The sequence below is a fragment of the Deinococcus deserti VCD115 genome (genome assembly GCF_000020685.1).
GTDB classification, from domain to species: domain Bacteria; phylum Deinococcota; class Deinococci; order Deinococcales; family Deinococcaceae; genus Deinococcus; species Deinococcus deserti.
This window is the reverse complement of sequence record NC_012526.1, coordinates 1,872,889-1,890,900: the sequence shown is the minus strand read 5'-3', so window position 1 is coordinate 1,890,900 and position 18,012 is coordinate 1,872,889. Positions and strand designations below refer to the sequence as shown.

General features: G+C 63.9%; 18 protein-coding genes and 1 pseudogene. 14 read left to right on the top strand and 5 right to left on the bottom strand.

From position 1 onward, the window contains the following. Positions 1–258: 258 nt before the first annotated feature. Positions 259–585 carry a 4a-hydroxytetrahydrobiopterin dehydratase gene (locus DEIDE_RS08980; protein ID WP_012693641.1) on the top strand — a complete coding sequence of 109 codons (327 nt, stop codon included), beginning with the start codon at positions 259–261 and terminating at the stop codon, positions 583–585. Continuing rightward, entirely contained in the window at positions 582–1,037 is a 456-nt protein-coding gene (locus DEIDE_RS08975) for an acyl-CoA thioesterase (protein ID WP_012693640.1), read from the top strand. Before DEIDE_RS08980 ends, DEIDE_RS08975 begins: the two co-directional genes overlap by 4 nt. A 224-nt stretch (positions 1,038–1,261) precedes the next feature. On the opposite strand, the gene DEIDE_RS08970 is transcribed toward DEIDE_RS08975, so the two are convergent. From DEIDE_RS08970 to DEIDE_RS08945, 5 genes are all read right to left on the bottom strand, one after another. Then, positions 1,262–1,882 (bottom strand): cyclase family protein, encoded by a 621-nt coding sequence (locus DEIDE_RS08970; RefSeq protein WP_012693639.1) that lies wholly within the window; start codon positions 1,880–1,882, stop codon positions 1,262–1,264. Positions 1,883–2,174: 292 nt separating this feature from the next. Then, entirely contained in the window at positions 2,175–2,621 is a 447-nt protein-coding gene (locus DEIDE_RS08965) for a CHRD domain-containing protein (protein WP_012693638.1), read from the bottom strand. 17 nt (positions 2,622–2,638) lie between these two features. Then, a complete protein-coding gene (locus tag DEIDE_RS19035) occupies positions 2,639–3,394 on the bottom strand; it encodes a cupredoxin domain-containing protein (protein WP_012693637.1) in 756 nt (251 codons plus the stop codon). 568 nt (positions 3,395–3,962) lie between these two features. After that, positions 3,963–4,859, bottom strand: a complete 897-nt coding sequence (locus tag DEIDE_RS08950; protein ID WP_012693636.1) for a haloalkane dehalogenase — start codon at positions 4,857–4,859, stop codon at positions 3,963–3,965. Between the two features lie 440 nt (positions 4,860–5,299). Then, complete coding sequence (locus DEIDE_RS08945; RefSeq protein WP_012693635.1) at positions 5,300–7,324, bottom strand: DNA topoisomerase subunit B; 2,025 nt, start codon at positions 7,322–7,324, stop codon at positions 5,300–5,302. A gap of 278 nt (positions 7,325–7,602) precedes the next feature. Here DEIDE_RS08945 and DEIDE_RS08940 point away from each other — a divergent pair, with 278 nt between their 5' ends. From DEIDE_RS08940 to DEIDE_RS08885, 12 genes and pseudogenes are all read left to right on the top strand, one after another. Continuing rightward, positions 7,603–9,729 (top strand): vWA domain-containing protein, encoded by a 2,127-nt coding sequence (locus DEIDE_RS08940; RefSeq protein WP_012693634.1) that lies wholly within the window; start codon positions 7,603–7,605, stop codon positions 9,727–9,729. A gap of 14 nt (positions 9,730–9,743) precedes the next feature. After that, positions 9,744–10,226: a hypothetical protein gene (locus tag DEIDE_RS08935; protein ID WP_012693633.1), complete on the top strand. Its 483-nt coding sequence runs from the start codon at positions 9,744–9,746 to the stop codon at positions 10,224–10,226. A gap of 99 nt (positions 10,227–10,325) precedes the next feature. Continuing rightward, entirely contained in the window at positions 10,326–11,636 is a 1,311-nt protein-coding gene (locus DEIDE_RS08930; protein ID WP_041227527.1) for a LysM peptidoglycan-binding domain-containing protein, read from the top strand. Between the two features lie 61 nt (positions 11,637–11,697). Then, a complete protein-coding gene (gene rbfA / locus DEIDE_RS08925; RefSeq protein ID WP_012693631.1) occupies positions 11,698–11,985 on the top strand; it encodes a 30S ribosome-binding factor RbfA in 288 nt (95 codons plus the stop codon). After that, positions 11,982–12,434, top strand: coding sequence for an acyl-CoA thioesterase (locus tag DEIDE_RS08920; RefSeq protein ID WP_012693630.1), 453 nt, complete (start codon positions 11,982–11,984; stop codon positions 12,432–12,434). Before rbfA ends, DEIDE_RS08920 begins: the two co-directional genes overlap by 4 nt. Then, on the top strand, positions 12,431–12,907 hold the full coding sequence (locus DEIDE_RS08915) for an NUDIX hydrolase (RefSeq protein WP_012693629.1): 477 nt from the start codon (positions 12,431–12,433) through the stop codon (positions 12,905–12,907). Before DEIDE_RS08920 ends, DEIDE_RS08915 begins: the two co-directional genes overlap by 4 nt. Positions 12,908–13,157: 250 nt before the next feature. After that, the gene (locus tag DEIDE_RS08910) at positions 13,158–13,475 is read left to right on the top strand and encodes a PadR family transcriptional regulator (protein ID WP_012693628.1); all 318 of its coding nucleotides are present in this window, start codon (positions 13,158–13,160) and stop codon (positions 13,473–13,475) included. Continuing rightward, a complete protein-coding gene (locus DEIDE_RS08905; protein ID WP_162485430.1) occupies positions 13,472–13,801 on the top strand; it encodes a hypothetical protein in 330 nt (109 codons plus the stop codon). Before DEIDE_RS08910 ends, DEIDE_RS08905 begins: the two co-directional genes overlap by 4 nt. After that, positions 13,798–14,493, top strand: a pseudogene (gene lepB / locus DEIDE_RS08900) (signal peptidase I). The gene DEIDE_RS08905 and the pseudogene lepB overlap by 4 nt, the downstream one beginning before the upstream one ends. Before the next feature lie 82 nt (positions 14,494–14,575). Beyond that, positions 14,576–16,303 (top strand): sensor histidine kinase, encoded by a 1,728-nt coding sequence (locus tag DEIDE_RS08895; protein WP_012693624.1) that lies wholly within the window; start codon positions 14,576–14,578, stop codon positions 16,301–16,303. Beyond that, positions 16,300–17,328 (top strand): DUF4097 family beta strand repeat-containing protein, encoded by a 1,029-nt coding sequence (locus DEIDE_RS08890; protein ID WP_012693623.1) that lies wholly within the window; start codon positions 16,300–16,302, stop codon positions 17,326–17,328. The genes DEIDE_RS08895 and DEIDE_RS08890 overlap by 4 nt, the downstream gene beginning before the upstream one ends. After that, positions 17,325–17,975: a response regulator gene (locus DEIDE_RS08885; RefSeq protein ID WP_012693622.1), complete on the top strand. Its 651-nt coding sequence runs from the start codon at positions 17,325–17,327 to the stop codon at positions 17,973–17,975. The genes DEIDE_RS08890 and DEIDE_RS08885 overlap by 4 nt, the downstream gene beginning before the upstream one ends. The last annotated feature ends 37 nt before the right edge of the window (positions 17,976–18,012 follow it).

The following is an 18,012-nucleotide window of genomic DNA, read 5'->3' as shown; positions in this document are numbered from 1 at the left end:
CCAGGGCCCGCAGCAGGTCCAGATGAGTGATCGGCGGCGGTACAGGTGCCGGCCTGTTGCGGGGCACAGCACGACGACCACGGAACAGGCGACGTAAAAATAAAGTCATAGGGCACCTCTCTTTCGTGTTTTCTGATCTGAATCTGATTCTACATTAAATAAATTCTATTTTTTGTAATTCTACTCCCGTTGTACCCTCTATTTTTACACCAAGTGGCAAGCAAAGGAACAGGAAGCCCGTCTCCCATAACATGAGGTATGAGCTACCACCCTTATGACTCCCGCATGGGCCACGACCCGAAGCGCAAGCTGACTGACGGAGACGTGCAGGAGCGCAAACCCAACGGCTGGTGGGGTGATGAGGGCAAACTGTTCCGGGACTTTACTTTCGAGACCTATCAGGCAGGAGTGGACTTTGTAGTAAGAATCGCGGCTCTGGCTGAGGAGCGCGGACACCATCCCGATCTGCATCTGAAATACCGTCGCGTCCGGGTCATTTTCTTTACGCACGACGCAGGGGGCGTGACCATGCTCGATCTCGAAGGGGCACAGGCAGTCAACGATTTGTTGGGTGAGGAACGTTGACTACATTTCCTGGACTGGACTATCCCTGGGAGGCCCTGCCGGACGAGCGTCGTCATGAGCTGCGGCGCACCGTACAGGCCTCTGATCTCGATGACCTCTCACATGTCAACAACACCGTCTACCTGTCCTGGTGTGAAGCGGTTGCCCGTGCCCACGCCCTGCGTCTGGATATGGGCACGGCTGCTCTGGCCGCAATGGGCGCCGTCCCTGTCGCCCGCCGGCACACCATCACCTATCTGCGACCGGCCTTGTTGGGCGAGGTGCTGATGATTCGTACCGCCTTGATTGAGCATGCCGGGCTGCGCAGCGTGCGCGGCTATACCATCGACCGTCTGACCGCCGGTGAGCCCCAGCGTCTGGTGGAATGCCGGACTGACTGGGTGTGGGTGGACCCGGTGACCGGCCGTCCCAAACGGGCGCCTGCTGAAGTGGCCACCCGCTTCGGGTTCTGAAACGGAATCTGCTGATTCCTGTTCGGGCGCCTTTGAGATATCCCAGCAGCAGTGCGCTTTCCCTGCCTGCCACCAGTACAGACCCCTGTCCAGCCCAGTTCAGGGAGCTTGGCTTCTGTCTCAATCAAGCAGAAACTGGCCCGCACATGTCACAGCAGAAGCCTGACGATCTGGGATGCGAAAAGCAGCCTGGATGACCGTGACCGGACAGGACCAGGTACCTATCACACCAGGCGTAACACCGCGCGGGCGGGGGCGCCGTCTACCCCGACCAGAGGCAATGGCAGACACAGCAACTCGTACTCACCGTCGGTTACAGCGCTCAGATTCAGCCCTTCCAGAATGTAGATGCCCGTGTCCTGGCAGGCATGGTGGGCATCAAGCGTCTTGCTCGTCAGCGGGTCCACGCTGGGCGCGTCGGTACCGATCAGTTGCACGCCGCGCCGCGCCGCCTCACGGATAAACGCTGGACTCAGGGCGCGGAAATCCTCAGGGAAATCGGCCCAGTGTTCAGGCTGACCTGTGTTAAGCAGCAGGCGGGGTGGCAAAGTCTCTGGAAGGTCGCCGAGCTCCTCCGGCTCGATCAGCCCGCTGCCATGAACACTCAGGACGCGGCATGAGCCCACGTAGACCTCCAGTGGGACAGCGTCCAGGCGCTCGCCAAGGTCGTCGTAGTGCCAGGGGGCGTCCACGTGCGTGCCTGTATGGGTACTGGTGCAAAGCTCGCTGGTGTTCACGCTGTCACCAGCCGATATGCGCGCACCGGGGTTGACCCGGAGGGGGGCGTCTCCCGGCCAGTTGGGGTGAGCAGCAGTCAGGGCGCGCGAAATGTCTAGCAGCGTCATGGCTACAGGGTAGAGGAGAGGCTCAAAGCAGATGACAGACTGGAAGCCACCTGGGAGGCTGATAACGGGTTGAATTCTTCTTCCAGGCCACAGGACCCGGGGGTCGTAGCCGCCCCTGTCGGCGGATGACAGGGTAGGTGAACGTTCGGCTTTTGCCCCGGCTGACTCTTTCCGTATCTGGCAGCCGGCAGCGTGGACCAAACTTTTCAGGCAGCCCGGCAAATGCTGGACTGCCTGTGTAACACCATATTGATGTCTAGAGCGACGGGCTTAACTGCCGGTCGTTCTGTTTTCAGCCTTTGGTCATCTTGATTGGCGCACAGACAGGCACGACAGAAAGGGCGTCGCCGTGGTGCACGTTGATGTAGGCGCCCAGGTCTCCTGCAATCTTCGCCATCTCATTGGTGACGCTGGTCGTCCCTCGGCCACTGGCGTCAGCCGTGAAAGGTGGGAAGCCAACCGTGACAGGTCCGTTGGAGGCGCAGGGGTCGGTGTTCGAATCTGGCCCAAAAGCGTGGTAATGAGACGCATAGGTCTTGCCGGGGGTCAGACCAGTCAGGGTGAGCGTCGTAGTGACCATGCCATCGGCTTTGGTCATGACCATAGCGGTCCCAGCAGCCATGGGGTCAGCTGGCGTAGGGTTGTGCTTGAACGCCAGCGTTCTTGGCTGACCCATCATGGTGCAGGCGCTGAGAACGGAAGCTGCAACAACCCCAAGAACAACATTACGTTTCATCATATTCATTCCCTCCGCATTCAATCGGTCACGATGATCGTGCCGGTCATGCCTTCGTGATACGAGCAGTAGTAGTCGTAGGTACCTGCCTTGCTGAAGGTGTAGCTGTAGCTTTCACCTTTTTCCAGATCTTCGGAACGCAGTGAAGGCGTGGCGAGTGAAACCACGTTATGAACAGCGGCGCCCTGATGTTTCCAGGTCACGGTGGTTCCGGCTTTGACCGTCACCATCTTTGGCTGGAACACGTGGTCTCCGATGCTGACGGTGATTGCTGCTTTAGGAGCAGTGGGGGCTGGGGTAACAACAGATGAACCGGAGGCTGGCGAAGTCCGGCGAAGGGCAGCGCATAGCGGGACCACCTTCAGGTCACTGGCGGCATGAACGTTGATGTATGCACCGGCATTGCCAGCCACCTTCGAAGCCTCAGCAGTCACCTTGACGGTCGCCCGTCCGGTGGCACTCGCCTTGAACGGTGGAAAACCCAGAGTCACCGGGCCATTGGTCATGCAGGGATCTGCGCTGGCCTGGGGCCCCAGAGCATGGTAGTGAGCCGCATACGCTTTGTTGGGTGTCAGACCCGAAAGGGTCAACGTGGTTTCCAGAGTATCGGTCCCGGCCGCCCGAACAACGACCCGGCCACTCGCTTTCGGATCGGTACGCTCTGCAGTGTGTTTGAACGTGTATACCTGCGTAGGTGCCGCCGCTGAGGCGCCTATGCCCACAAGCAGCAGGCCCCCAGCGAGTGAAGAAGACAGAATCAGATTGCCCCTTGGCATGAAGAAGTCCTCCTTACTAAGTTATATGCAGCACCACGGATTTTGGATTGATTGCACTCGGACTAAGCTTGTCCTTGCCTCGTAGCAGGGTGCCTGACTCCCTATGTGCTGACCCGTTAACAACGGTATGGCCGATAAAAACCAAAAGTTCGCGTAGAAAGCATCTGATGCTGATGTAAAGATTTACTCAAGCTGTGATCTCAACGTATGGGGCTGTGCTCGCTATGACAGGCCCCCATTTCACCTGTCACCTGATTCGTCCCGGGCTGACAGGTCATTGAAAGGCGAGAACCGTTTATTGCCTTACTGGCCCATAAGTCGAGCGCGGAACGTCTGAATGGCCAGATAGAGATTTCCTGCGGTCAACATCACCCGCTCTTTGGAAATCTGCAATATCTGGCAGTATTCCTCTTCCTCAGAATGACCAGGGACAGCGATGCCTTCCGGCTATTGAACGCAGAGGTCAAAATGAAATTGGGTGCCACCTCATTTTTCGCGGAACCTCAGGGACCAGCAGAAAAACCGGGAACCTGAGGCGCGGCTCAACGGTCCCTGCAAACATGCTTCTCTAGCTGTGAACGACAAGTTCACGGACAAAGTTTGCCACTGCCTGCCCAATTTCTCTTGGAGAATCTTCCTGAATAAAGTGCCGCCCTGCCACCGTAACTTCCTGCTGGTTCGGCCAGCTTCGGCAGAACTCTCTTTGGCGTCCGGTCAGGATCGAACCGGGCTCGGCATTGATAAACAGCTTGGGAATGGGGGTAGTTTTCAGAAACTGCCCGTACCTCTCCACGAGATCAATCACCTCTGGCGGCTCTCCGTCAATTGGCAACTGCCGGGGGAACGTCAGCATGGGGCGGCGCTCCTCGCCCGCACTGAGAAATGGACGGCGGTAGGCTTCCATTTCCTGTTCACCCAGCGGCCGGATCACCGAGGACGGCAGAATCCGTTCGATAAACACATTTTTCTGCAGAATCAATTCCTCTCCGGCGCGGCTGCGAAGAGCCTGAAATATACGCACGCCACCCGGGTCCCAGTCATCCCAGGTGACCGGCTGCACGATGGTTTCCATGTAGACGATGCCAGCCACACGCTCTGGATGACGCGCTGCCCAGTGAAACCCGAGCGGACCGCCCCAATCGTGCAGGACAAGTATCACGTCACGTAGACCAAGCGTGTCGAACCACGCGTCCAGATAGCGTGCGTGCTCGGCAATGCTGTAGTTGCCTGCCGGAGCCTTTCCGGATTCGCCCATCCCAACCAGGTCCGGGGCCAGGCAGCGCCCGAGCCCTTCTACTTCGGGGATCACATTGCGCCACAGGTACGAGGACGTCGGATTGCCGTGCAGGAACACGATAGGCCGTCCGCCTCCCCCGGTATCGACGAAGGCAAGTTCTGAGTCGAGCACCTGAACTCGGGTGCGGGCGTAAGGGTCGGTTGCGGATGGGCCAGAAGCTTTGGTCATGCTGATCTCCTAGGGAGAGGAAGGCAGATCCAGATGAATGCGGTCTCCTGAAGGATAACGACCTGCTCGCTTTCGAAAATTCACATGCTCAGGGCTGCATATGGCAGTGCTCGTTCCGGCGTGGCAGGGTCAAAGGTTGTCAGCCTCATCCGCCTGAACCGAGGCCCACGCGTGCCCTTGCAGCAAAACCTGAATGGGGCCGGTGCAGAGGGAACACACGGTGCTCGTAACCGAGGTTGCTGCTTGGGCCAGTAAGGATTGTTCGACGACCTGAGCAGGCCAGGGGACCGGCCGCCAGAGCGGGAGAACAACAGGCTCGTTCGTGCCTGACCGCCAGGCGCGACCGTCATGTACTTCCGGTGACGCCCTGATTGATGCGGGGCTGCATAAACAAAAAAGAAGGAGGCGATTAGTCGCCCCCTTGTGATATGTCGCTGGCTTTAGACGCTGATTTCGGCGAAGCGGGCGTTTTCCTGGATAAAGGTCTTACGCGGCGCGACTTCGGTGCCCATCAGGTTCTCGAACACTTCGTTGGCCACGATCAGGTCTTCAATCTGCACCCGCTTGAGTGCACGGGTCTCAGGGTTCATGGTGGTGTCCCACAGCTGGTCGGCATTCATCTCGCCCAGACCCTTGAAGCGCTGGATATCGAACTTCTTGCCTTCCTTGGTTGCGCGGGCCACGTGGATCTTGAGGTCCTCGTTGGTGTACAGGTAGGTGCCTTTCTTCTCGCGGCCTACCATGATGCGGTACAGAGGCGGCTGCGCGATGTACAGGTAGCCGGCCTCAACCACGGGGCGCATGTACCGGTAGAAGAACGTCAGCAGCAGGGTGGCGATGTGGCCGCCGTCCATGTCCGCGTCGGTCATGATGATGATCTTGTGGTAACGCAGGTTGCTGAGGTCGAAGTGCATCCGGTCGCCGGTGCCCTCGACGCCCGCTCCGATGGCTCCGATCAGTGCGCGGATCTCGGCGTTCTTGAGGATCTTGTTCAGGTCCGCTTTCTCGACGTTCAGGATCTTGCCGCGCAGGGGCAGGATGGCCTGGAAGCGGCGCTCACGGCCACCCTTGGCACTGCCGCCTGCCGAGATCCCTTCCACGATGAACATTTCCGACTCGGCCGGATCCTGGCTGGAGCAGTCGGCGAGCTTGCCGGGAAGATCGTCGTTTTCCAGCGGGTTGCTGCGGCGCACGATGTCCCTGGCCTTGCGGGCTGCCTCACGGGCGCGGGCGGCCTCAGCAGCCTTCTCCACGATGGTCTTGCCGACCCGGGGGTTTTCCTCGAGGAACTCGGCAAACTTCTCGCCAACCACGGCGTTCACGGCTGTCTGGGCCTCACTGTTGAGCAGCTTGACCTTGGCCTGTGACTCGAACTGCGGCTCGCCCAGCTTGACCGACACGACGCAGTAGATGCCTTCGAGAAGGTCATCGCCACTGGGAACGGGGTGGCCGCTCTTGATCAGGTTCTTGTCGCGGGCGTACTTGTTGAGAATGCGGGTGTAGGCCGTCTTGAAGCCGGTCAGCGGCGTGCCGCCGTCACGGGTGCGGATCATGTTGGCGTAGGTCAGGATGTTGTCGCTGGCGTAGGTGTTGGCGTGGATAAACGCCACCTCCACCTCCACGTCGCTGTGCTTGCCGCGCATCACGATGGGCTGGTCGTACAGCAGTTTGTTGTCATCCACCACCAGTGCGCGGGCAAAGTTGGCGATGCCGCCCTTCTCGTGGAAGATCTCTTCCTTGACCATGCCGGCATGCAGTTCGGTGCGCTCGTCACGCACGACGATCTTCAGGCCAGTCAGGTAGGCCAGCTCGCGCAGACGGTTGCGAATACGCGTGTAGTCGAACTGGTTGTCGAACTCCTTGAAGATGCTGGGGTCAGGCTGGAAGCTCACGCTGGTGGCCCAGGTGATCTCTGCGGGAGTATCACCCAGCACCTGCAGAGGCTGCACGAGCTGACCCTGTTCAAAGCGGATGTGGTGGATCTTGCCGCCCTTGTTGACCTTGACGTCCAGGAAGGTACTCAGCGCGTTCACGACCGTCGAACCCACGCCGTGAAGGCCGCCTGAGACCTTGTAAGCCCCACCGCCGAACTTGCCGCCGGCGTGCAACTCGCTGAAAATCACTTCAATGGCCGGGCGCCCCTTGGACTTCATGATGTCCACCGGAATGCCGCGTCCGTCGTCGGTCACGGTCGCGCTGCCGTCGGCGTGCATGATCACATGCACTTCGGTCGCGAAACCGGCCAGACCTTCGTCGATGCCGTTGTCGATGATCTCGGTCAGCAGCTGGTGATAGCCGTCAATGCCGGTGCCGCCCTGGACGTACATACCGGGGCGCTTGCGTACGGCGTCCATCCCTTCAAGCACAGAGATGTCGTCAGCGGTGTAATTGGTCTTGCCCTGAGAAGAGCTATTGTCGCCGATTTCTTCAACAGCGGATTTAATTTTTTCGTCTTGCTGGGTCATGTCGCTCCTGAAGCGCAGTCCGCCGGAGGCGGCGCGGCTGGAAGGGTGAAAAAGAGCAGAAATTCGGGCGCCCTGTGCGCCTTCTGGTCTGTTCAGTATACTACCGTACTTGAAATGGGTCAAATATTTTACGTATATAACGTAATATGGCAGGTGACTTGGATAGGGACCAGGACAACCTTGGAAGCCCACCAGATCGTTCTTTTTTGAAACAACGAAGGGAGTGGCGACAGGTGGGGGATGACCCTGTGGCAGGGACCCGTCAGAATATGCTTTGAATGCGCCGTGTTGCTGCCCTCACCCTGCTCCTGCTGACAGCTCCTCACGCCGATGTCCAGAGCGCTGTGCCTTCGTCTGCGGTGCCGGTGCCTGCAGAGGCCCGGGTGAATTCCCCGGACGTTTCACTGCGCCGTCCACAGCCTCTCCGCGCTGCTCCCACCTGCCGTCTGCCGGCCGGTGAGCTGCCCAGGCGCACACGTGCGGTCTTCGTGCTGGATACCAGCGGCAGCATGCGCGGCACAGGAGACGGTCAGGCAGACATCTTCGAGCGGGTCAAGGCCAGTGTGGACGCCTATGTGCGCCGACTTCGACCCGACCGGGTGGAAATGGTGAGCTTCGACAGCGGGGTGAGGTATCAGCGCGGTGTTGATCGACCGGCGGAGAACCCCGAGTGGAGCGCGCTTCTCACCGGGCTGAAGGCAGACGGGAAAAATACTTACCTGTACCGCAGCCTGCATACCGCCCTGTCGAAGCTGGGGGGGCAGGGCGAGTATCTGACCACCATATTTGTTTTGACCGATGGCATCGACAACGATCCCGCACGGCTCCATACCGCTCGCAGCGCGCTGCAGGCTTTTGAGCGTCGGGGCGCACTGGACCGCCTGCATTATGTGGCGCTGGGGACGCGCATTCCTGACGACTTGCGCGCGGCGCTCAGGGCCAGTGTCTACGCCGCAGGGCACACCTACAAGGCCGGTACGGTGCCGGTTCTGGGACAGGGCAATCTGGCTGGCGGCGCCCTTGACGTGACCAGCCTGGACCAGGTGACCGTGCCTTTGCCCAATGGAACTCCTGTCAGCCTCGGCAGCGCCATGCCCGCCCGCCTGAGCCTCGCGCAGAACGCCGTACGCGACGGCCGCGTGAGGCTGAAACTGCGTGGCTCGCTGGCTCCAGGCAGCGCAGCCCTGCTGTGTGCTCCGCTGGTACCGACCGCAGACGGCATCAATCTGCGGCCGGCTGCCCTGCTGCTCCGGCTGAACACTCCCGAAAGCTCTGGCCTGAACTGGCTGAACCCGGGTGCGGACCTGAATCTGCGCCCTGGAGAGGACGTTGTGCTGCGCTACCGGGCCGGAAGCGGCCTGTCTCTGGGCGACCTGCGGGTGGACCCCCAGCAACGCAGCCTGACGGCAACGCTCGAACGGCGTCCGGGGGCGCGGGAATTCGGAGTGCGCCTGCGACACACTGGCCAGAATGCAGCACAGGTCACCCCTGTGCTGCTTGGAACGGGCCGCAGCGTGCCGTTGCCCACCGTACGCCTCGCGGTGGGTCCAGGCGCTGCACAGGGCTCCTCAGCAAACCCTGCTGTGCGTTCAGGGGACGCGCCTGCCACCCAAGGCGCCTCACAGACCAGCCTCGAAGGCCAGCCCAAATTTCCGGCCCGCTTTGGCCTCCTGCTGCTCTGTGCCGCGGCCCTGGTGGGCTTGAGCCTGCTGTTGCGGCGGCGCCGGAAGGTGCCTGCGGCTGCCAACCGGCTTCCGGGCGGGGCCTTTCCCGTCCCAGGCGTAGAAGGCCTGGAATACAGCGAGGAGCGCACTCTGGCCCTGGTGACGGCCCAGGGCGACGTTATGGGGATTCCTGCGCCGCTCAGCGGTCCGTTTGACGTTGGGCAGGTTTCGCGCGTGCCGCATCTGAGCGGCTTACGGGCTGAGCAGCACCGTGACGGGCTGCAGATTCTGCGAGTACCGGACGACCTGGAGGTCAGCCGCGGCGCTCTGCTGCTGCAGGCCGGAGACGTGGTGCGGCCCGGCACGCTGCTGGGCATCGCTGTGGCCGGAGCGGCGCGCGCACCGGAGGCCGATCTGGGCAGTCTGGCTGGGCTGGGCCTGCCCCTGACGTTACGCGCCGACGACCTGACGGTGCATATCAGCGGTCCTTACGGAGACCATGTGCTGGTGGTGCGCTCGGGGGTCAGTGATCTTGGAGCCACGCTGGGGTCGCCGGTGCTTGCCGGACTCAAGCTGACTCCCAGTGGGACCCAGCTGCTGCTCGTCGAGGTGCCCGAAGGCCTGCACCTGCGCCGCCCCGGTGAAAGCATGCCGCTGCGGCCCGGCACGTATCTGCCGCAGACCCCCACCGTGCTGGAGCTCAACCCCGACGGTTCCCAGCCCAGCCCCGGCGCGGTGTAATACGCTCTGGATCTATGGAGCTCCTGCGTCAGATCCACGGCTACCAGTTCGGCAGTTCGCTGGCCCTGCTGTTTCCCACGCCCTTTGCGCTGGCCACGCTGGTCCTGTTCGTGTGGAGCCTGGGCCCGGCCCTCAAAGGTACCGTTGGCTTTTCCTTTCTGGTGTGGCTGCGGATCACCTGGGCACTTACCCTGATTCCGGGCGTGACGGGCGTGATTCTGGCTCTGGGCGGCGCCAAGGTGCCGAGTGCCACAGACGTCGGTGGAGGCCTGACCAAGTACGGTCTGCCCTACGATCCCAGCCGGGACCCCGAGCACTGGATGTACGCGGCATTTTCCCTGCTGACCCTCTACATCATCGAAGTCCTGGTAAAAGGCCATATGGTCGATCACCGCCGGGGCCTGAAATTTCTGCCGCTGGCCACCCTGTTTCTGTATGGCTGTGCCTACATGGTGGGCCGGGTCGCTGTGCTTCCCGGCAGTACCCCTGGGTCGTGACCTGCTGCACCAGGACCCCAGTGACCCACACCAGACTTTGAATAGCGGGTCAGGTTCGGCTCATCAGCTGGGGGGGCATTGATGTTCAAGTGTGACCCCATGCGTTCCCCCCTGCGTCTCTATGCCCTGCTGACTGTCCTGCTGACCGGCGCGGCCATGGCTGCGCCCTCCACCGTAAAAGTTCAAACGGGAGACACCCTGTTCAAAATCGCCACCCGGCACGGCCTGACTGTTGCCCGGTTACGGGCCCTGAACGGCCTGAAAGGCGACACCATAATGGTTGGACAGATCCTTCGCCTGAAAGAAGCTACGGCCCCCATCAGGGCCCCGGCACCAGCAACCCATACCGTCCGCTCCGGCGAAACGCTGAGCATTCTTGCGGGGCGGTATGGCGTCAGTGTGGCTGCGCTGCAATCGGCCAATTCACTGCGCAGCACGACCATTCACGTCGGTCAAAAGCTCAGGGTGCCCAGGCCAGGCGCCGCTGCCGCGGTGCGCCGTCCCACAACCGAGGTCCGGGTCATCTATTCGTTCATACGTATAGGCGCGCGTGACACGCCCGAAAGCCTGGCGCGCAAGTACCGCACCACTCCTGACGCCCTGCGCCGGCTCAACGGGCTGTCAAGCCGCAAGCACATGGTGCCGGGCATGAAAATTCTGGTCGCGCAGCGTGTGCCGGTGCCGATTCCTCCCCGCGCGACCGGGAAAGCCGTGACCTTCAAGCAGCTCAGACCGCTCAACATCCCGGTGCAGCTGGTGCGGGTTGACCTGCGGCACCGGGATGTCCTGGTCGCGCCCGTGCTGCCGCACGCCGGTCTGGTCTTTGGCCTGGGGGCCCGGGTTGGTCAGCTGGCGCAGCGCAGTGGCGCGCAGGCGCTGATCAATGGCAGTTATTTTCATCCGCGAACCTATGCTCCGGCTGGCGACATCGTGATGCAGGGGCGCATGCTGACCTGGGGCCGGATTCCCATGGCGCTGGCGATCACGCCCGATAACCGGGCCACCATCCGGGCCACCACCACGCCACTGTTGCGCCGCCCCCTGGACACCACCTGGCGCGGTATGGAAACCGTGATCGCCACGGGTCCGCGTATCGTGACCGGCGGCGCGGTGCATACCAATTACAACCAGGTGTTCCGTGATCCGGCCCTGTTTGGCCGCGCCGCCCGCAGCGCCGTGGGACTGAGCAGCAACCGGGATCTGGTGATGGTCAGTACCCGGGTGAGGCTCACCACCACGGAGATGGGCAAGGTCATGACCCGCCTGGGGGTGAAGGAGGCGCTGCTGCTCGACGGCGGCAGCAGCGCTGGCCTGGCGTGGAACGGCCGGGCTGTGCTGGACAGTATGCGCAAGGTCAGTTACGGCATCGGAGTATTTACCGGTTACACCGGAAGGCGCTACGCGCGCTGATGCCGGGCTACCATACCAGGATGAAGTTCTCCCTTCCCGCCGTGTGCCTGGCAGGTCCAGCATGAAACCCGAGCAGGTGCAGGCCCAGCTGACCCGCGTGCTCAGCGAAGCGATTGCCGAACTCCGCGACCCGCGCGTGCCCATGATCGTGACCGTCGAGCGGGTGACCGTGACGGCCGATTACACTCTGGCGCGCGTGTACGTCAGTGCCCTGACCAGTGACATGCCAGGGCTGCTCGACGCGCTCAACCGCGCACGCGGCCACCTGCAGCGTGAGATCGGCGCGCAGGTCAAGATGCGCCGCACGCCCACCCTGGAATTCCGCGCCCTGGAGGACGCCCGGCTGTGAGCGCGGCCCTGAGTGACGGAAGCAGGGTGGACGTCACCGGCGAGAGCATCATCCGGGTCCGTTACGCCGAGACTGACGCCATGGGCGTGGTGCATCACGCCACCTACCCGGTGTGGTTCGAAGTGGGCCGCACCGACCTGATGGAAACGCTGGGGCTGCCCTACACCGAGGTGGAGGCCCGGGGCTTTTACCTGATGCTCTCGGGCCTGAATGTCGAGTACCGCCGCGCGGCGCGTTATGGCGATACCCTGATCCTCAGCACCCGCCTGGGCAGCCTGCGTTCGCGCACCATGACTTTTCTGTACGAACTGCGCCGGGGCGAGGAACTCGTAGCCTCCGGCGAGACGCGCCACATCGCGACCGACAAGACCTACCGGCCGTCCCGCCTGCCCGACGACGTCCTGCACATCCTGGGAGGAGGCAGGAACGCTAGACTGCCGGGCGAATGACCCGGCCCACCCGCACCCTGCCCGTCAAGCGCGCCGCCCACGTTTACCTCGTGCGGGACGGCCATCTGCTGCTCGTCGAGGAACGTATGGACGACGGCAGCATCTTCTACGGCCTGCCCGGCGGCAAGGCGAACCCGGGTGAGACCCTGGGAGACGCCGCAGTCCGGCAGGTGCAGTACGAAACTGGCCTGACTGTCACCGACCTGACGTTCGTGAGCCTGCTCGAAGGCGAGCTGCTGAGCGGTACACGCAACGAGTGTTACGCGACGTTTGGCCGTTTCACGGCTCAGGCGCACGGCGAGATCGACCCCAGCGACCCGGAAGTGGTGGGCGTCAAATGGGTGCCGTTCGCGCAGGTCGAGGGTCTGGTGCGCTACGGCCCGCCGCCTGAGTGCGAGGAGCGTAACCCACTGATCTGGGTGCCTACCCGGGACTTCCTGAGCGGCGAGGCCCGCTCCTACTACCCGATCTGATCGAAGGACAGCGCGGTCTTGTCCGGAAAGGCAAAGCGGTGCCCGGGCTTCATTCAGCCAGAGCTTCGTCCACGGGGTGGGAAGTTCTGCCGACCTGACGGGCGGAGCGTCGGGACTGCTGAATGTCAGGCGGCAGAGTTTTCGTCCTGAGTGCGAGAGAGTCACCGACCTGCACGACCTGTCTGCTCCCTGTAACGGCCTGCTTCCGGCTCCACCATGCTCACATACTGATATCGGATACTGATACCGAATGGACGTCAATCTGCTCAAAGGAAACCTTGACCTGATCCTGCTGAGTGTGCTGGAACGGGAAGGGGGCTACGGTCAGGACATCGCCAAGCGGGTGGACGCGCTGACGCAGGGCGAGATCCGTCTCAATGCCGGCAGCCTGTACCCGGCGCTGCACCGCCTGGAGCGGGCCGGGTACCTTCAGGCGGCCGAAACCCTGCCTGCACGCGGAGGTCCTCCAGTGCGGACCTATACCCTGACTGTAGCTGGGCGGCAGGAACTCGACCGTCGGCGTGACGGATACCGGGCGTTTGACGGCGCCCTGCGGAGGTTGTGGTGATCCGGCCCGAGGTGGAGCGCTACCTGCGCGGCGTGACCCGCCTGCTTCCGCCGCGTGTCGCGCGGCAGGTACGCGCAGAACTGCTGGGTCATCTGCATCAGGCCATGCTGGACGCCCGGTTGCAGGGCCGGAGTGAAGCCGAAGCCTGGGCTCAGGCGCTGAAGGAAGCTGGACCGGTCTGGCCAGCCGCCTGGAGATTGGTTCAGGTGCATACCCTGGGCAGGGCACTTCGCGTGGGGCTGATAGGCCTCGCGCTGGGCGGCGCGGCTTACGCGGTCCAGAGCAGTACAGCCCCAGCCCCCGTGACACAGGAGGCGCAGCCATGAAGGGCCAGTTGAGGCAGCTGTGGCGCGAGTGGCTTTCCCCGGTAACGGTCGCGCTGCTGTTCACCCAGTTTGGGGCAACGGCAGTCAATGTGGACGGTGTCAGCATGCTTCCGGGTCTACGCCACGGGGAACTGCTTTTGATTCCCAAGGCCGAAGGCTGGGCGCGTCAGCTGGGTCTGGGCGCTTACCAGCGTGGTGACGTGGTCGTCTTCAAGCCGCCGCGCGGCGCCGTCTATGAGTGGAAACGGGACTACCGTGGGGTGCGGCTGCCCTGGGCGTACCGGCCTTACCTCGTCAAGCGAGTGGTCGGCGTGCCTGGCGACCGCGTGCAGGTGCGGGCGTGAAAGCTGTATGTGAACGGTCGCCCGGAGTCCGAGCCGCGCACACTGGGCTACTGGGCAAAGAGCTGCCACGACGTGACCTCGAACTTCGCCAACACGGCCCCCGTGACTGTGGCCCCCGGACACTACTTCGTGATCGGTGACAACCGCAGCGCCGGCGGCAGCCTGGACAGCCGCATGTTTGGTGTGGTGAAGCGCAACGACATTGCCGGGCGTGCAGTCCTGAGCCTGTGGCCCCTGGCCGAGCGGGGTGAAGTTCAACCACCATGCCAGGCTGAGGCCGCTCCTGAGCCGCAGGAAGAGGGGAGTCTCAGATGGTCTCCACGCTGGCTGCCCACCCAGCCACGCTGAAGAGCAACGGGGTGGGCCCTGGAGTCGTTCCTTCACCCTTTCGTTGGACGTGCCCGGCTTCCGTGCCCGCTAGGCTGGCTTCATGATGGACGGCATGAGGGCAGGAAAGCGCGGTGGGCAGGAAGGCCTGGCGGCAGACCTGCTCAGCCCCCGCACCTACCGCGTGGCACTGTACGTGCTGCTGGCCCTCCCGGCCGGCGGGCTGGTGGCCGTCCTGCTGACGGGTGGTGTGGTCGGTGGGGTATTGACCCTGCCGCTGCTGGTCGGCGCGCCTCTGCTGCTGGGGGCCTTGTGGCTGGTGGGGGCCCTGGCGGACGTGCAGCGGGTGCTGGCCGGCCTGCTGGGTGTGAGTTTTGAGCGCACGCACCTGCCACGCGCCTACCGGGGGGTTCTGCCCTGGCTGCGCGATACCCTGGCGGACCCTTCAACCTACCGTGCACTGCTTTTTCACGTCGTGCAGCTGCCACTGGCTGCGATGTGCTGGATGGTGCTGGTGGCGCTGCTGGCGGTGATGATTGCGGGGCTCAGCGCTCCACTATGGGTCCTGAGCCCCGGGGCACCCCCGGTGGTCTGGCGCGAATGGACCCTGGTTCCCGATGAAAGCGTCGTGGTCGGGCTGATCCTGACCGGTGCGGGCAGTGCCCTGGTTCTGGGTGGCGTGCTGAACCTCATGGGGCGGCTCTGGACCCGCCTGACGCTGGGCTTGCTGGCCCCCGACCGCCGGGATGAGGCGGCCCGGCGCGAGGTGGTGGCGCTGCGCCGCGCCGCAGGCCGGGTGGCGCTGGGCGACGATCTGGGCGTGACCCTGACTGATCTGGCCACGCAGGCCTGGACAGCCAGCACCGCGCGGTCGGTGGCTCTGGTCGCGCCGGACGGTACGCCGCACGCCACCAGCGGCGAGGGCCATCCGGCGCTGAGCGGGCTGCCAGAGCGCACGCCCGTACCCGGTGAGGCCAACGTGCAGGTGACGGCAGATGGGGCCACGCTGGTTACGCTTCCCGTCACGCTGCCTCCCTCGGCGGGCACGCTGGACGGCGGGACCCTGCGGGCCGTGTATCAGGGTGGCACACGGCCCGGGGCAGAGGAACTGGCCTTCCTGCTGAGCATTGCCGATCACGCTGGAACAGCGCTGCATGCCTCACAGCTGATCGAACGGGCCGGCGCGCGGGCCGGGGAGCAGGAACGTGCCCGGCTGGCCCGTGAACTGCATGACAGCGTGGCCCAGGCGCTGTACGGCATTACCCTGGGGGCCAAGACGGCGCGCGCCACCCTGGACCGCGACCCAGGGCGGGCCCGCGAGAGCCTGGATTACACCATCCGGTTGGCCGAGGGCGGTGTCAGCGAGATGAAGGCACTGCTGTTCAGCCTGCGCCCCGACGCCCTGGAGGAAGGCGGGCTGATCGCGGCCCTGACCCAGCACGCGCATGCCCTGGAGGCCCGCCACGGCCTGCGGGTTCATGCCGAGCTGCGCGCCGAGCCACACCTCACACCGGATGCTCAGGCCGCCGCCTACCGGGTAGCTCAGGAAGCCCTGCATAACGTGGTGAAACATGCCCGGGCCACCCAGGTCTGGTTGTGTGTGCACGAGTCGTTGGGGGTGGTCACAGTCAGCGTGCGCGATGACGGGCGGGGCTTTGACCCTGCGTCGCAGGGGCGCGGCACCCTGGGACAGCGCAGCATGCGTGAGCGGGCCGCTGGAGCCGGCGGCACGCTGGACGTGCAGAGTGCACCAGGCGAAGGCACCATCGTCACCCTGCGGATTCCGGCTGCTTCGGCGGCTCCTCTTCAGCGCGAGGAGGCGCACGCATGAGTGTTCCCTCGGCGGCTCCGCCCTCCCGTCCGCTGCTTCCGGTGCTGGGCCGCATGGCCCTGGGCCTGCTGCTGCTGGCGGGCGGCAGTCTGATCGCGTGGCAGGGTGTATCGTTTTCCCCCACCCCTGGCCTGGGAACCGTGACCACGCCGCTGGCCGTTCCGCTGGACGGCCCCCTGCCGCTTGACATGGCCGCCAGCGCCACCCTGCGCTTTGAAGGAGACCGCGGTGACCTTCACCTTCTTGCTCTGCCTGCTCGGAGCGGCGACGTGCTGTGGGGACAGGCCACCCACCGTGCGCGGAATCCAGTCAATCTGAGGGTAGACCGGCAGGGCCACACCCTGGACGCCACAATCCGGCTCAACGTGCAGCCGCTGGACCAGGACGGTGTGGTGGTGACCAGCCCACGCCCTTTGCAACATCGCCTGCAGGCGTCCCTGACCCCCCGCATTCCGCTGACCCTGGTTGCCCGCACGGCGGGCGGGGACCAGACCCTGGACCTGCGGCCACTGCGTGTGCGGGCCCTGAGTGCCCGTTCCCTGGGAGGCCACCTGAATGTCACGCTGCCGGCGCGGGCAGCAGGTCCTCTGGCGCTGGTCACGTCGGGTGGGCACATCCGGGTGGTGGCCCCCGGCGGTGCCGGCCCTGAGGCGCTGCGGGCCAATACCGTCAGGGGACACATGGCGCTGGATCTGCGCGGGGCGCAGCTGGAAGCCCTGAGTGTAGGAAGTGGCAGTGGTCAGGTGCGTCTGACCCTGCCTCGCCACTCGGCGCGGGCCAGCGTGACCACCGCCTCGGGAGACATCATCGTGACCGCGCGTCCAGGCACGATTGGCAACCTGGACCTGCGGACGCAGACCGGAGACGTGACCCTGCGGGTGCCCCGCACCCTTGCGCTGCGCGTGAGATTCACCGACCGTGAGACCCTGCTGCGGCTCCCCGGCCTGCCCCAGCCCGTTGCCCCTCAGCTGGACGTGTTTGTCGATGCGCCCAGCCAGAACTTCACCCTGGAGGAAACCCCATGACCATCCCTTCAACCGTCCGTGTGCTGCTGGTGGACGACCACGCTGTGGTCCGCCAGGGCCTCAAACTCTTCCTGGGTCTGGATCCTGACATCGAGGTCGTGGGGGAGGCTGCCAACGGCGAGGAGGCCCTGCAGGAAGCCGGGCGCCTGCACCCGGACGTGGTCGTGATGGACCTGATGATGCCGGTGATGGACGGGATCGCGGCGACCCGGCAGCTGCGCCGGGCCTTTCCCGACACCGAGGTTATTGCGCTGACCAGCACCCTGGAGGAGCACAAGGTCAATGGCGCCATCGAGGCCGGCGCGATCAGCTACATGCTCAAGGACGCATCGAGTGACACGCTGGCCGACGCGATTCATGCCGCGGCACGCGGTGAGGTCCGCCTCCATCCCGAAGCCGCCAGGCGGCTGGTGCGCGACTTCCGCAGCCCTGAGATGCGCGAGAGCCTGACCCCCAAGGAAACCATCGTGCTGCAGCTGATTGCCCGGGGATGCAGCAACCGCGACATCGCGCAGGACCAGGGGGTTAGTGAGGCGACCGTCAAGACCCATGTCAGCCGCCTCCTGAGCAAGCTCGGCCTGGAGAGCCGCACGCAGGCTGCGCTGTATGCGCTGCGCCATGGCATCGCCACACTGGACGAGGGCTGAGAACAAACAGCAGAGGCGGGAAGGCATCAGGCCTTCC

What these genes read in the sequence shown, in the direction of transcription:
- DEIDE_RS08980 (WP_012693641.1), top strand. Translation starts at nt 259, where the DNA reads ATGAGCTACCACCCTTATGACTCCCGCATGGGCCACGACCCGAAGCGC.
- DEIDE_RS08970 (WP_012693639.1), bottom strand. Translation starts at nt 1,882, where the DNA reads ATGACGCTGCTAGACATTTCGCGCGCCCTGACTGCTGCTCACCCCAAC.
- DEIDE_RS08965 (WP_012693638.1), bottom strand. Translation starts at nt 2,621, where the DNA reads ATGATGAAACGTAATGTTGTTCTTGGGGTTGTTGCAGCTTCCGTTCTC.
- DEIDE_RS19035 (WP_012693637.1), bottom strand. Translation starts at nt 3,394, where the DNA reads ATGCCAAGGGGCAATCTGATTCTGTCTTCTTCACTCGCTGGGGGCCTG.
- DEIDE_RS08950 (WP_012693636.1), bottom strand. Translation starts at nt 4,859, where the DNA reads ATGACCAAAGCTTCTGGCCCATCCGCAACCGACCCTTACGCCCGCACC.
- DEIDE_RS08945 (WP_012693635.1), bottom strand. Translation starts at nt 7,324, where the DNA reads ATGACCCAGCAAGACGAAAAAATTAAATCCGCTGTTGAAGAAATCGGC.
- DEIDE_RS08940 (WP_012693634.1), top strand. Translation starts at nt 7,603, where the DNA reads ATGCGCCGTGTTGCTGCCCTCACCCTGCTCCTGCTGACAGCTCCTCAC.
- DEIDE_RS08935 (WP_012693633.1), top strand. Translation starts at nt 9,744, where the DNA reads ATGGAGCTCCTGCGTCAGATCCACGGCTACCAGTTCGGCAGTTCGCTG.
- DEIDE_RS08930 (WP_041227527.1), top strand. Translation starts at nt 10,326, where the DNA reads ATGCGTTCCCCCCTGCGTCTCTATGCCCTGCTGACTGTCCTGCTGACC.
- rbfA (WP_012693631.1), top strand. Translation starts at nt 11,698, where the DNA reads ATGAAACCCGAGCAGGTGCAGGCCCAGCTGACCCGCGTGCTCAGCGAA.
- DEIDE_RS08915 (WP_012693629.1), top strand. Translation starts at nt 12,431, where the DNA reads ATGACCCGGCCCACCCGCACCCTGCCCGTCAAGCGCGCCGCCCACGTT.
- DEIDE_RS08910 (WP_012693628.1), top strand. Translation starts at nt 13,158, where the DNA reads ATGGACGTCAATCTGCTCAAAGGAAACCTTGACCTGATCCTGCTGAGT.
- DEIDE_RS08895 (WP_012693624.1), top strand. Translation starts at nt 14,576, where the DNA reads ATGATGGACGGCATGAGGGCAGGAAAGCGCGGTGGGCAGGAAGGCCTG.
- DEIDE_RS08890 (WP_012693623.1), top strand. Translation starts at nt 16,300, where the DNA reads ATGAGTGTTCCCTCGGCGGCTCCGCCCTCCCGTCCGCTGCTTCCGGTG.
- DEIDE_RS08885 (WP_012693622.1), top strand. Translation starts at nt 17,325, where the DNA reads ATGACCATCCCTTCAACCGTCCGTGTGCTGCTGGTGGACGACCACGCT.